This is a genomic window from Rahnella sp. AA, assembly GCF_002834385.1.
In the GTDB taxonomy this organism is placed as follows: Bacteria; Pseudomonadota; Gammaproteobacteria; order Enterobacterales; family Enterobacteriaceae; genus Rahnella.
The window spans coordinates 460340-472149 of sequence record NZ_PITQ01000002.1 but is presented as its reverse complement, the minus strand read 5'-3'; the positions used below and the strand labels follow the sequence as shown (position 1 = coordinate 472149).

Genomic DNA, 11810 nt, shown 5'->3' with positions numbered 1-11810 from the left:
ATGAAAAAAATTATATTAGCTACCGCACTACTGCTGTCTGCCGTTTTTTCTACTCAAACTATTGCCGATGTTCCTAACCAGGTAGCGCTTCATTATACAGGATCCGTTATCACCAAACCTTGTGAAGTGTCTATTGGTAGCACGACGACGCTCGATATGGGGGATTTGGATATTGCAACGCTTTCAACCGCAGGGGCGTTCAGTCCATGGCTGAACTACAATATCCATTTTTCTAATTGTGATGTTTCGACAAGCATTTATCTTTATACGGCTAGCAGCGCTGTGCGCGGACCTTCCAAAGGAAATATAGAAACCTTCGCGACTTACGACAGCCAGTCGAACCTGCTAAAAAATATCGGTCTTCAGGTGATGGTGAATAATACGGACATGTCCAGCAATATTGTATATGTCACTCCCCCTCAACCAGATAACCAGCAACAACCCAGTTACGATATGCCGATGAAGTTCAGATTCAATAACGTGACGGGCGCGGCCCCTGAGTCTGGAAAAATTACAGGTGTTTATACTATGACTGTTGAGTATTACTAATGATGAAAAAATCTCTTTATAAATATACTCTGTCTGGTGTTTTGTGTTCTGTTATATCGGCAGGCTTGCTGTATCCGTTATCGGTATATGCCACTAATGATTATACTTTTAATATCACCGCGAATTTAACGGCATCATCTTGTACGGTAGACACTGAAAACTTAACGTTTAACTTTTATATGAACGCCCTCGATTTAGAATCGGCGGGCAGCAGTTCTGACTGGGAGGCGCTGCCGGGGCAAGCGATTCATTTATCTAATTGTTTTGCTGGCACCCATAGTGTGGATGCCACCGTGAGTGGCGTCACGGATGATGATGATAAAGACGGTTTTAAAAACCAGAGTGCAACGGCGAGCCCGGCACAAAATGTCAGTGTGCAACTTAAAAGCGGTGAGCAGATGCTGCATAACAATGATGTGATCACGGCGGATATTGCAGATGACCATACCGTTGATATTCCTCTGGCAGCACGCCTTTACACCGCCAAGGGGAGCGTAATGGCCGGCGACGTGTATTCGGTGATTAATCTGACGTTAACGTATAAATAGATTCTGGAAATGACAATAATGAAAAGCTTAAGGCCATTGCCAAAAAACGTTTTTTTAATACCGCTGATGTTGGCGCTAATCTCAACGTCCGGCTCAGTGCTGGCGGTAAATTCCAGTAACGTTCAGATTACGGTTAAAGGCACTGTCGGCGGTTCAAGCTGTACCGTTGTCGGTGGCCCTTCGCAGACAGTGGATCTAGGCGTTGCCAGTCCGGCGATACTCAACTCTTCGAATTCAGCCTGGGTGTGGAAAACGTTCCCGATAAGCCTCGAACACTGCCCGACTGGTATGGGCAAAGCAACCATAACGTTCAACGGTGAGCCTGATGCAGATAATCCGCTGTACTACAAAAACACGGCGGTGGCGTCGGAAGGTAACCCGGTTGCCGATCACGTGGCTATCGAACTGACTCCGTATCCCCAGGGTGACGATTTAAGTACCGGCTCACAAATGGTCACGACGGTAAACGGCACCACACATCAGGCGCAGTTTAACGTGCAGGCAAGAATGATAAGTCCCACCGGTCGGGCATCTGCCGGTAAGGTTGCCGGGCATATCGATTACACCGTTGAGTATCAGTAATGTTGCATCAGAGGAAAGGGATGACCCGGGATCAATGGTTAATGGTGTTAAGAAAATGCCAAAGTATGGAAACATTGGATCGGGTTATGGAACACCGGCGTTATGCTGAAAATTATTTTCTGGATGCCGAGGCGTTTAACTCCGCCGCCGATCATCGTCTGGCAGAGTTAACGGTGAATAAACTGTTTGATAAAGTCCCTGCAGCGGTATGGAAACTCATCACGTAGATTTTATGTTTATACATTTACATATTCATTGACAGTTATCGTGCCTCTTCCCCAGCCATTTTTTCAATAAAGTGCGATTTTATTTTTGTGATTATTTTTAAAAAGTTTTCATTGCTCAATGCACTCTTATTGTAATTAATATAAAGATCAACGGGATCAATCTCGAAACTACTCTGTAGTACGGTTAATCCCATTGCTTCGGCAAAATTATCTGCATACCATTTAGGCACAAAACTGATACTGTCAGTTTTAGCTGAAATAGCGGCATTCACAAATATAGAGCTGCTGTTAAATGTAAAACGACGAGTCCTGATATTCTCATCAATATTCCGCTGTACTCTCTTAAGCCCTTCGGTATTTACGTTGAGAAAAGTCGCTGACTCACTCTCCAGCATCTCCTGGGTCAACAACCGGTCAATTCGCGGGTGGTTTTTCCTGCACACCGGAACGACGTGTTCTTTCATACAACGTCGTGAGACAACTGAAGCGCTGTAATAAGGATGGGTATCGAGCACAATATCGGCCTTTCTGTAAGCGAGCACATCTTCCCCGTTGTTCTGTAAAGCGTCGGCAGACAGGTGTACGAGCTCGCAGGAAATATCACTTTGTTCAATGTCAGCACAAAGATCGGGCAACATCCGCAAGGCGAGATAAGGTGAAGCATAAATAACAATACGATGAGCCGTAGTTTGTGTTGAAAAATTAATAACCGAATCAATAAGGTTACCGAAGTTTTGACTTATTTGCGCGTGAAGTTTTATAGCCACTGTGGTGGGGGCTATTTTTTGCCCTGTACGGACAAATAACGGGTCTGAAAAATGTGTACGTAATTTACTTAACGATTGACTGACAGCAGAACCGCTGGAGTTTAATGTCTCAGCCGCCTTTTTTACACTGCAGTGAATAAATATCGCCTCAAAGACCAGCAACAAATTGAAGTCGAAATGATGGATGCGTTCAAAATTTGAAAGGTTATTTTTATTCGTCATGGTGTTTAATGATCCTAATGGGAATAATAAATATTCCTTCGGCTAATGAAATGAATCTATATTTTCAAGTGACTCATTAGACTTATGAAGTAATCAAATAATGGATGAAATATTTTTCATTCCTATATGACTTGAATATAGTTCAAAATTGTCTGTCTTGCAGACTATTATTTTAAAATGGAAACTCATACAGTCTTAGAGAATAACTAATGCTAGTCGAAAGGAAAAACACAGTGTCATCTTTGCTTTAAGTTTACAAAAAAGTGTAGGTTTTTGCGTTGTGCAGATTTTATTCTCAAGATTTCAATGCAGTAAGTGGTGTCCCCTACAGGAATCGAACCTGTAACTAGCCCTTAGGAGGGGCTTGTTATATCCGTTTAACTAAGGAGACACGGGCGCCAGTGGAAAGCGCCCGCGTAGTATACCCGTTTTTCTCTCAATAATAAGGCGTTAGCTTGCCGTTTGGTCGTTTCGTCGCCAATTCTGCGCTTTTATCCCTCTTTACGGTTTTGCGGCTTCCTTCTTCGCCGCTTCCTGTTCTGCTTTTTTAACTTTGGCTTTCTTCTGATTACTCATGTCGTTACGGATTTGTGCGTGGCTGATCAGTGCGAAGATAAAGGTGCCACCGGCGATGTTGCCTGCCAGCGTCGGCAGGGCAAAGGGCCAGATGAAGTCAGTCCACGGGATTGCGCCGGAGAAGACCAGATAGAGAACTTCTACCGAGCCGACGACGATGTGCGTCAGGTCGCCGATCGCCACCATGTAGGTCATCAGCATAATCACCCACAGCTTGGCGGTGCCTGCGGAGGGGATCATCCAGACCATCGTAGCAATCAGCCAGCCGGAAACCATGCCGCCGACAAACATCGCTTCCGGGCCTTTTTTCATGATTTCCATGCTGATGTTGTGAAATGCCTGATCGGTGGCCGTATCGAAGAATGGAACCAGATGAAACGCCAGCGCCGCAAAGCCGCCGCCGATGATATTTCCGATCAGCACCAGCCCCCACAACCGCAGCAAGAGCGCGACGTTTTTGCCGGTCAGTTTTTGCATGACGGGCAACACGGCGGTGACGGTGTTTTCCGTAAAGAGCTGCTGGCGCGCCATGATGACAATAATGAACCCGACGGTATAACCGATGTTTTCAATAAAAAACCGTTCCGGTGAGTCGGGCAGGCGGGCGTGGAGAATGCCTTTCGCCATCAGCGAGGCGCTGATGGAAAGCCCGGCGGCAATGGCTGACCAGAGCAATGCCTGGCCGTCGCGTTCCAGCTCTTTCTCGCCTTCCATGCGGATAACTTCATGCACGGCGGCTGCTTTGGAGGGCAAGTTATCTTCGCCAGTTTCAATCTCTTTGCCCTGGGCATGTTCATCACTGTCGACGTCATTATTCCCCGGGTGTTTTTTTTCTTCAGTCATCACGTTCCCCACAGGCACGGTAAAGTGGTTTTAAAGTGTCCAGAAATAAGCATAGGTGAGCGGGGGGATTTATGAGCAGGCATACAAAAAAGTTACAAATCGTTAACCCATGAACCTTATGGGACATTTTGCGGATTGTTTGCTGGATTTCAGGGTTTTCAACCCTGTAAACTGTGGCACCCTAAGCTGCGTCGCACCTGACGCCTGTGATATGATGCGCGCTTGTGAAAAATAAGAGACATCGCCATGTTTGAAGCCCTTAACCTGAGTTGCGTACGCGATGAGCGAACCTTGTTCAGCGGCTTGAGTTTTACGGTCTTACCGGGCGAAATCGTGCAGATCGAAGGCCGTAACGGTGCCGGTAAAACCAGTTTACTGCGCATTCTGGCCGGGCTTTCCTCTGCGGATACCGGTGAAGTCCGCTGGCAGGGTGTCAGCACCCGCCGGCAGCGCGATGTTTTTCATCAGGAACTTCTGTATCTCGGCCATCAACCCGGCGTAAAGTCAGTGCTTACTGCGTTTGAAAACCTTGCCTTCTATCTGTCAGTCAGCAGCCAGCCTGCCCGTGATAACGCGGCGGAGGCCATTTATCAGGCGCTGGAAAATGTCGGCCTGCTCGGGTACGAAGATGTCACGGTCGCGCAGATGTCCGCCGGGCAACAACGGCGCGTGGCGCTGGCGCGTTTATGGCTGAGCAATGCGCCATTATGGATCCTCGACGAACCGCTGACGGCCATTGATAAACAAGGTGTGGCAACGCTGATTACGTTGTTTGAGGATCATGCTGAGCAGGGCGGAATGGTGCTGCTGACCACGCATCAGGATTTGCAGGGCGTAAACCGCGATGTGCGAAAAATTCGCCTGACCAGCGCAGAGCTGGCGTGATGCGAAAGGGAAAGAGACGGAATGTTCACTAAAGTTCTGAGCCGCGAACTGAAAATTGCTTTTCGAAAAAGCGCCGAAATTATTAACCCGCTGTGGTTTTTCCTGATTGTTATTACGCTGTTCCCGTTAGGGATTGGCCCGGAGCCTAAACTGCTGGCGCGGATTGCGCCCGGTATTGTCTGGGTCGCTGCGCTGCTTTCGTCTTTGCTGGCGCTGGAAAGGTTGTTCCGCGATGACTATCTCGACGGCACGCTGGAGCAACTGCTGTTATTGCCTTCACCGCTGGCACTCACGGTTCTGGGGAAAGTATGTGCTCACTGGGTGGTGACCGGTTTGCCCTTGCTGATCCTCTCGCCGCTGATTGCTTTACTGCTTTCGCTGGATTTTGAAACCTGGAAAGCTGTCGCGTTGACGATTTTACTGGGGACGCCGACGCTGAGTTTTATCGGTGCCATCGGCGTGGCGCTGACCGTCGGGCTGCGAAAGGGCGGCGTGTTGCTGAGTTTGCTGGTATTGCCGCTGTATATCCCGGTGCTGATTTTCGCCACCGGAGCCATTGATGCCGCGTCAATGTCGATGCCCGTTGGCGGTTATCTGGCGATCCTCGGGGCGATGCTGGCGGGCAGTGCGACATTAGCCCCGTTTGCTACGGCAGCCGCATTAAGAGTCAGTGTTCACTAACCCGGTTGTGTCTGCGAACGCTATAACACAGAATTATTTTACGTGCCGTTACAATAGAGAAGAAAAATCGCAACCTTTGACTAACATCACACTTCTCTATAGTGAACAATAGAGATGCCAACAATAAGTGCGGGTGATTTCAGGCTGACCGCACAAGAGCCCACCGAGGCTCCACGGCAACCCACACAGTGACATTTTAAAGTGAGCAACGATAACAATGTGGAAATGGTTACATCAACTCGCGCGGCCTGAACGGCTTTACCACGTTTGTGGCCGGTTCATTCCGTGGCTCGGGCTTATTGGTATTGCCTGTCTGGCGATCGGCTGGGTATGGGGTTTTGGCTATGCGCCGCCCGACTACCAGCAAGGTAACAGCTACCGGATTATGTATATTCATGTCCCTGCGGCAATCTGGTCGATGGGGATTTACAGCGCGATGGCTGTCGCGGCGTTCATCGGCCTGGTGTGGCAGATGAAGATGTCCGATCTGGCCGTTGCCGCCATGGCACCGGTCGGTGCCGTTTTCACATTTATCGCGCTGGTCACCGGCTCTGCATGGGGAAAACCGATGTGGGGAACGTGGTGGGTCTGGGATGCGCGTCTTACCTCAGAACTGGTGCTGTTGTTCCTGTATCTCGGGGTGATTGCGCTGTATAACGCTTTTGACGATCGTCGTCTGGCGGGGCGCGCCGCCGGTATTCTGGTGCTGGTCGGCGTGGTGAACATTCCTATCATCCATTACTCCGTTCAGTGGTGGAACACGCTCCATCAGGGCTCCACCAACATGCAGCAGACCATCGACCCGAGTATGCGCTATCCGCTGCGCTGGGCGATTTTCGGTTATCTGTTCTTCTTTATTACCCTCACGCTGATGCGTTTACGTAACCTGATACTGGTTCAGGAACGTCTGCGTCCGTGGGTGGCGGGTCTGTTGAATAAGGAGCGTCGCGGATGAGCCCTGCATTCCAGAGCTGGCATGATTTCTTTGCGATGGGCGGCTATGCCTTTTATGTCTGGCTGTCGGTCGCCGCGACGTTGATTTCCCTGATTGTGCTGGTGGCGCATACCGTTGTGCAGCACCGGCAGATCCTCAATGAAGTTCGCCGCCGTCAGGCACGCGAAAAACGCATTAGTCAGTCCCAGTCTAAAAAACAGCCAGGCGCGCAGACGTCACCGCTGGAACCGGACACTTCCCCGGAGAAGTTATTGTGAATCCACGTCGTAAAAAGCGTTTGTCGCTGGCGCTGGTGGTGCTGATTGGCCTTGGTCTGAGCATTTCACTGGTGATGTATGCGCTGCGCTCCAACATTGATTTGTTCTACACCCCGAGTGAAATCTTGCAGGGCAAAGGCGAAAACCACGAAATGCCGGAAGTCGGCCAGCGTCTGCGGATCGGCGGCATGGTGATGCCCGGTTCGGTGAAGCGTGATCCGAAAAGCCTGCAGGTGAGTTTCAAGATTTATGATGCGCGCGGCGCGATTGCAGTGACCTACAACGGCATTCTGCCGGACCTGTTCCGTGAAGGGCAGGGCGTGGTGGCGCAGGGAGTGATGGAGCCGGGGAATGTCGTGAATGCGATCCAGGTTCTGGCTAAACACGATGAAAAATATGTGCCGCCGGAAGTTGCCGACGCCATGAAAGAAAACCATAAAGGACCGGCTTCGGCCTATGTGGGTAACGATAAAGGAAACAACCGCTCATGATGCCGGAACTGGGAACATTTGCACTCTGTCTGGCGTTAGGTCTGGCGGTTTTACTGAGTATTTATCCGCAATGGGGCGCGGCGCGGCAGGATAACCGGATGATGGCGATGGCGCGCCCGTTGTCGTACGGCATGTTTGCCTGCATCGTGCTGGCCTTTGCGATTCTGGTTCACGCGTTTGTGGTGAATGATTTCACCGTCGCGTATGTCGCTAACAATTCCAATACCCATTTGCCGGTGTATTACCGCGTGGCGGCCACCTGGGGCGCGCACGAGGGATCGCTGCTGCTATGGGTACTGTTGCTCAGTTGCTGGACGCTGGCCGTCGCGCTGTTCAGCCGCCAGATGCCACAGGATGCCGTGGCGCGCGTACTCGCCGTAATGGGCATGATCACCGGCGGTTTCCTGCTGTTTATTCTGCTGACGTCGAATCCGTTTATCCGCTCTTTGCCGAATTTCCCGGTGGACGGCAGTGACCTGAATCCGGTGCTGCAGGATATCGGCCTGATTTTCCATCCGCCGTTGCTGTATATGGGTTACGTCGGTTTCTCCGTGGCGTTCGCGTTTGCGATTGCCTCGCTGATGGCCGGGCGTCTCGATACCGCGTGGGCGCGCTGGTCGCGTCCGTGGACCACGGCGGCGTGGGTGTTTCTGACCATCGGCATCGTGCTCGGTTCCGCGTGGGCGTATTACGAATTAGGCTGGGGCGGCTGGTGGTTCTGGGATCCGGTCGAGAATGCGTCATTTATGCCCTGGCTGGCCGGTACGGCGCTGATCCACTCGCTCGCCGTGACCGAAAAACGTGGGACATTCAAAGCCTGGACCGTTCTGCTGGCGATCACCGCGTTCTCGCTGTGTCTGCTCGGGACTTTCCTGGTGCGTTCCGGCGTGCTGGTCTCGGTTCACTCGTTCGCCTCTGACCCGGCGCGTGGCATGTTTATCCTCGCATATTTAGTGATTGTTATCGGCGGGTCCCTGCTGTTGTATGCCTTTAAAGGCAACTCGGTGCGCGCGCCGAGCCGTCATGAGCTGCATTCGCGCGAAAGTTATCTGCTTGGCAACAACGTGTTGCTGGTCGCCGCCATGCTGGTGGTTTTGCTCGGCACGCTGTTACCGCTGATCCATAAACAGCTCGGGCTGGGCAGTATTTCCATCGGCGAACCGTTCTTTAATACGATGTTCACCTGGCTGATGGCACCGCTGGCGCTGTTGTTAGGCATCGGCCCGCTGGTGCGCTGGCGTCGTGACGAGCCGAGCAAGCTGTGGCGTCGTCTGGGCGTTGCGCTGGTGGTGACGCTGGTTCTGTCGATTCTTCTGCCGTGGCTGTTGCAGGATAAAATTGTCGGTATGACCGTGGTCGGCCTGCTGATGTCGGTATGGGTGATTGTGCTGACGCTGATGGAATTGCACGAGCGCGCCACGCACCGTCATTCGTTCTGGCGCGGCCTGACCAAACTTTCCCGCAGCCACTGGGGCATGGTACTCGGGCATCTGGGTGTGGCGGTGACGGTGATCGGCATTGCCTTTAGCCAGAATTACAGCGTTGAACGCGATGTGCGCATGAAATCTGGCGATACCGTCGATATTCATGATTATCACTTTATCTTCCGTGATGTTCGCGACATCACCGGCCCGAACTATACCGGCGGCGAAGCCAATATCGACGTCACGCAGAACGGCAAAAAAGTCACCACCTTGCACGCGGAAAAACGCTTCTACAGCGTGGCGCGCAGCATGATGACTGAAGCCGCAATCGACGGCAATCTGGCGCGCGATTTGTACGCCGCGCTGGGCGAAGAGATGGATGACGGCTCGTGGGCGGTGCGTTTGTACTACAAACCGTTCGTCCGCTGGATCTGGCTGGGCGGCATCTTCATGGCCGTGGGCGGCGTGCTGTGTATCCTCGACCCGCGCTACCGCATGAGTAAAAAACTCAAGAAACAGGGCAACGCGGAGGCTGAGGCATGAACCGTAAGCTTCTCTTTATTCCGCTGGTTCTGTTTCTGGCGCTGGCAGCGGCATTTTTAGTCCAGCTGACGCGCAACGCCAACGGCGATGATCCAACGTTGCTGGAATCTGCACTGATCGGTAAACCGGTGCCGGTATTTAAGCTGGAATCGCTGGCGCAGGCCGGAAAGACTTACGATCAGTCGGTGCTGCGCGACGGCAAACCGATGCTGCTGAACGTCTGGGCGACGTGGTGCCCGACCTGCCGCGCGGAACATGATTATCTGAATACCCTGGCCGCCAAAGGCGTGCGCGTGGTCGGGCTCAATTACAAAGACGATCGTCAGAAAGCGGTTAACTGGCTGAATACACTGGGTAATCCGTACATGCTCAGCCTGTACGATGGCGACGGAATGTTGGGGTTAGATCTCGGTGTGTACGGCGCGCCGGAAACTTTCCTGATCGACGGCCAGGGCATTATCCGCTATCGCCATGCGGGCGATTTGAATGAGAAAGTCTGGCAGACCGAAGTGTTGCCGCTGTACAAAAAATACGGAGGTAACGCATGAAAATCTTACGTGCATTGCCTGCGTTAATGCTCGGCATGCTGCTGAGCGTCAGTGCTTTCGCGGCTATCGACACCTACCAGTTCAAGTCACCACAGCAGGAGCAGGATTACCGCGAGATCACCGCGCAACTGCGCTGCCCTAAATGCCAGAACACCAATATTGCGGCGTCCGATTCGATTATTGCGGCAGACATGCGCACCAAGGTGTTTCAGCTGCTGAATGAAGGGCAGGATCGTCAGCAAATCGTAGCCTATATGGTGGCGCGTTACGGCAACTTCGTGACCTATGAACCGCCGGTGACGCCTTCGACCCTCATCCTGTGGCTCGGCCCTGTGCTGGTGGTGATTATCGGCGCCGGAATGATTTTCATGCGTTCCCGCCGCCGTGCCGTAGTGAACGAAACCGGCTCAGAAGAAATGTCAGAACAAGAGAAACAGCGCCTGGCGCAGTTACTTAAAGACAGCGACAGGACAGGATCATGAGTATTTTTTGGCTGTGTATTTTGGTGATGCTGGCAATCGCGCTGGCGCTGTTTATTGTGCCGGTTATTCGTGGCGATCGCGCGGAACATACCTCACGCGATGCGCTCAATAAAGCGTTTTACCATCACCGTTTAAGTGAGCTGGAACAGGACGAAGCGCAGGGCGTGGTGGATGAACGTCCGGCGCATATTCAGGAATTGCAGGAAAATCTGCTGACCGATATCCCTGACGGTCATGCACCGGCAGCGGCGCAGCCGATCGGCCGCTGGACACTGGTGCCGGGCGCGATTTTGCTGGTGATCATCACGCTGGGCCTCTATTTATATGCAGGCGGATTAGGGCAGGTGAGCGCGTGGAACCAGGTCATGCAACACATGCCCGATTTGCGTCACCGCATTGCAGACGACCACGGCACGCCGCTGACCGCCACCGATGTGCAGGATTTAGGGCTCGGATTGCGTACCGATTTACAGGCAAATCCGGCTAATATTCAGGATTGGGTGATGCTGGGCCGGGTAGGAATGGCGCTTAATAACGCCGCGACGGCGACGCAGGCTTACGCCCATGCCTACCAGCTTGCACCGGACGATATGTCAGTGAAACTGGGTTATGCCGAAGTGTTAACGCGCTCGTCTGATCCGCAAGATAACCTTACCGGCGGAAATCTTTTGCGCAGTATGCTGGAGAAATCACAGGGCGATCTGCGTGTACTCAGCCTGCTGGCCTATAATGAATATGAACAAGGCCATTACCCGCAAGCCATTGGTGCGTGGGAAGTTATGTTGAAGATCCTCCCGGCCGGTGATAAGCGTCTTGAGATGGTTCAGGCAAGCATAGAACAGGCAAAACAAAAGGCCGGCCTTGATCAGGTTAAACTGGCCGTCAACGTAACGCTTTCTGCTGATGCTCAGCAGAAACTTCCGCAAGATGGCACGGTCTTTATTTCTGTGACAGATGGCAGCAGCCCGGTGCCGGTTGCCGTTAAAAAACTGCCGCTGAGCCGCTTCCCGCTGGCAATCACGGTAGACGACAGCAATGCGATGATGCCAGAACGCTTGCTTTCTTCGCTGCATCAATTAAAAGTACGCGTTCGTATTTCACAGAATGGCCTGGCAACGCCAGCATCGGGTGACTGGTACGGTGACAGTCCGCTGACAGATTTTTCCGGTAACGGCCAGGTCAGCATTGAGATTAATCAGCAGGTTCCTTAATAAGGAACTGAAGATCAAA

Annotated in this window: 15 protein-coding genes and 1 tRNA gene; 13 read left to right on the top strand and 3 right to left on the bottom strand. The window is 52.1% G+C overall.

What is annotated here, in order from left to right:
- Genes CWS43_RS06890 through CWS43_RS06875 form a run of 4 tightly spaced genes read left to right on the top strand, consistent with a single transcriptional unit; the run spans position 1 to position 1906 of the window.
- On the top strand, positions 1 to 549 hold the full coding sequence (locus CWS43_RS06890) for a fimbrial protein (RefSeq protein ID WP_101076172.1): 549 nt from the start codon (positions 1 to 3) through the stop codon (positions 547 to 549).
- A complete protein-coding gene (locus CWS43_RS06885; protein WP_101076171.1) occupies positions 549 to 1097 on the top strand; it encodes a fimbrial protein in 549 nt (182 codons plus the stop codon). The genes CWS43_RS06890 and CWS43_RS06885 overlap by 1 nt, the downstream gene beginning before the upstream one ends.
- Positions 1098 to 1115: 18 nt before the next feature.
- Entirely contained in the window at positions 1116 to 1679 is a 564-nt protein-coding gene (locus CWS43_RS06880; protein ID WP_157825355.1) for a fimbrial protein, read from the top strand.
- 20 nt (positions 1680 to 1699) lie between these two features.
- Positions 1700 to 1906, top strand: a complete 207-nt coding sequence (locus CWS43_RS06875; protein WP_101076169.1) for an Hha/YmoA family nucleoid-associated regulatory protein — start codon at positions 1700 to 1702, stop codon at positions 1904 to 1906.
- 35 nt (positions 1907 to 1941) lie between these two features.
- On the opposite strand, the gene CWS43_RS06870 is transcribed toward CWS43_RS06875, so the two are convergent.
- From CWS43_RS06870 to CWS43_RS06860, 3 genes are all read right to left on the bottom strand, one after another.
- Positions 1942 to 2895 carry a LysR family transcriptional regulator gene (locus CWS43_RS06870; protein WP_101076168.1) on the bottom strand — a complete coding sequence of 318 codons (954 nt, stop codon included), beginning with the start codon at positions 2893 to 2895 and terminating at the stop codon, positions 1942 to 1944.
- A gap of 316 nt (positions 2896 to 3211) precedes the next feature.
- Positions 3212 to 3286 (bottom strand) — tRNA-Arg (locus CWS43_RS06865).
- Positions 3287 to 3396: 110 nt separating this feature from the next.
- Positions 3397 to 4314 carry a formate/nitrite transporter family protein gene (locus CWS43_RS06860; RefSeq protein WP_101076167.1) on the bottom strand — a complete coding sequence of 306 codons (918 nt, stop codon included), beginning with the start codon at positions 4312 to 4314 and terminating at the stop codon, positions 3397 to 3399.
- 246 nt (positions 4315 to 4560) lie between these two features.
- Here CWS43_RS06860 and ccmA point away from each other — a divergent pair, with 246 nt between their 5' ends.
- The 9 genes from ccmA to ccmI all read left to right on the top strand — a co-directional run bounded on the left by ccmA (position 4561) and on the right by ccmI (position 11791).
- Complete coding sequence (ccmA, locus tag CWS43_RS06855) at positions 4561 to 5199, top strand: cytochrome c biogenesis heme-transporting ATPase CcmA (protein ID WP_101076166.1); 639 nt, start codon at positions 4561 to 4563, stop codon at positions 5197 to 5199.
- A gap of 21 nt (positions 5200 to 5220) precedes the next feature.
- Positions 5221 to 5880, top strand: a complete 660-nt coding sequence (ccmB, locus tag CWS43_RS06850) for a heme exporter protein CcmB (RefSeq protein WP_101076165.1) — start codon at positions 5221 to 5223, stop codon at positions 5878 to 5880.
- A gap of 217 nt (positions 5881 to 6097) precedes the next feature.
- On the top strand, positions 6098 to 6835 hold the full coding sequence (locus CWS43_RS06845; RefSeq protein ID WP_101076164.1) for a heme ABC transporter permease: 738 nt from the start codon (positions 6098 to 6100) through the stop codon (positions 6833 to 6835).
- Entirely contained in the window at positions 6832 to 7092 is a 261-nt protein-coding gene (gene ccmD / locus CWS43_RS06840) for a heme exporter protein CcmD (protein WP_101076163.1), read from the top strand. The genes CWS43_RS06845 and ccmD overlap by 4 nt, the downstream gene beginning before the upstream one ends.
- On the top strand, positions 7089 to 7583 hold the full coding sequence (ccmE, locus tag CWS43_RS06835) for a cytochrome c maturation protein CcmE (RefSeq protein ID WP_101076162.1): 495 nt from the start codon (positions 7089 to 7091) through the stop codon (positions 7581 to 7583). Before ccmD ends, ccmE begins: the two co-directional genes overlap by 4 nt.
- A complete protein-coding gene (locus CWS43_RS06830) occupies positions 7580 to 9550 on the top strand; it encodes a heme lyase CcmF/NrfE family subunit (RefSeq protein WP_101076161.1) in 1971 nt (656 codons plus the stop codon). Before ccmE ends, CWS43_RS06830 begins: the two co-directional genes overlap by 4 nt.
- Complete coding sequence (locus CWS43_RS06825) at positions 9547 to 10098, top strand: DsbE family thiol:disulfide interchange protein (RefSeq protein WP_101076160.1); 552 nt, start codon at positions 9547 to 9549, stop codon at positions 10096 to 10098. The genes CWS43_RS06830 and CWS43_RS06825 overlap by 4 nt, the downstream gene beginning before the upstream one ends.
- Positions 10095 to 10580: a cytochrome c-type biogenesis protein gene (locus CWS43_RS06820; RefSeq protein WP_101076159.1), complete on the top strand. Its 486-nt coding sequence runs from the start codon at positions 10095 to 10097 to the stop codon at positions 10578 to 10580. Before CWS43_RS06825 ends, CWS43_RS06820 begins: the two co-directional genes overlap by 4 nt.
- Positions 10577 to 11791, top strand: coding sequence for a c-type cytochrome biogenesis protein CcmI (ccmI, locus tag CWS43_RS06815; protein WP_101076158.1), 1215 nt, complete (start codon positions 10577 to 10579; stop codon positions 11789 to 11791). Before CWS43_RS06820 ends, ccmI begins: the two co-directional genes overlap by 4 nt.
- Positions 11792 to 11810: the final 19 nt, after the last annotated feature.

Bases quoted from the DNA above. Each gene is read 5' to 3' on its own strand.
- CWS43_RS06830 (WP_101076161.1), top strand. From the start codon at position 7,580: ATGATGCCGGAACTGGGAACATTTGCACTCTGTCTGGCGTTAGGTCTG.
- CWS43_RS06870 (WP_101076168.1), bottom strand. From the start codon at position 2,895: ATGACGAATAAAAATAACCTTTCAAATTTTGAACGCATCCATCATTTC.
- CWS43_RS06825 (WP_101076160.1), top strand. From the start codon at position 9,547: ATGAACCGTAAGCTTCTCTTTATTCCGCTGGTTCTGTTTCTGGCGCTG.
- ccmD (WP_101076163.1), top strand. From the start codon at position 6,832: ATGAGCCCTGCATTCCAGAGCTGGCATGATTTCTTTGCGATGGGCGGC.
- ccmB (WP_101076165.1), top strand. From the start codon at position 5,221: ATGTTCACTAAAGTTCTGAGCCGCGAACTGAAAATTGCTTTTCGAAAA.
- CWS43_RS06875 (WP_101076169.1), top strand. From the start codon at position 1,700: ATGACCCGGGATCAATGGTTAATGGTGTTAAGAAAATGCCAAAGTATG.
- ccmA (WP_101076166.1), top strand. From the start codon at position 4,561: ATGTTTGAAGCCCTTAACCTGAGTTGCGTACGCGATGAGCGAACCTTG.
- CWS43_RS06880 (WP_157825355.1), top strand. From the start codon at position 1,116: ATGAAAAGCTTAAGGCCATTGCCAAAAAACGTTTTTTTAATACCGCTG.
- ccmI (WP_101076158.1), top strand. From the start codon at position 10,577: ATGAGTATTTTTTGGCTGTGTATTTTGGTGATGCTGGCAATCGCGCTG.
- CWS43_RS06860 (WP_101076167.1), bottom strand. From the start codon at position 4,314: ATGACTGAAGAAAAAAAACACCCGGGGAATAATGACGTCGACAGTGAT.
- CWS43_RS06890 (WP_101076172.1), top strand. From the start codon at position 1: ATGAAAAAAATTATATTAGCTACCGCACTACTGCTGTCTGCCGTTTTT.
- CWS43_RS06820 (WP_101076159.1), top strand. From the start codon at position 10,095: ATGAAAATCTTACGTGCATTGCCTGCGTTAATGCTCGGCATGCTGCTG.
- CWS43_RS06885 (WP_101076171.1), top strand. From the start codon at position 549: ATGATGAAAAAATCTCTTTATAAATATACTCTGTCTGGTGTTTTGTGT.
- CWS43_RS06845 (WP_101076164.1), top strand. From the start codon at position 6,098: ATGTGGAAATGGTTACATCAACTCGCGCGGCCTGAACGGCTTTACCAC.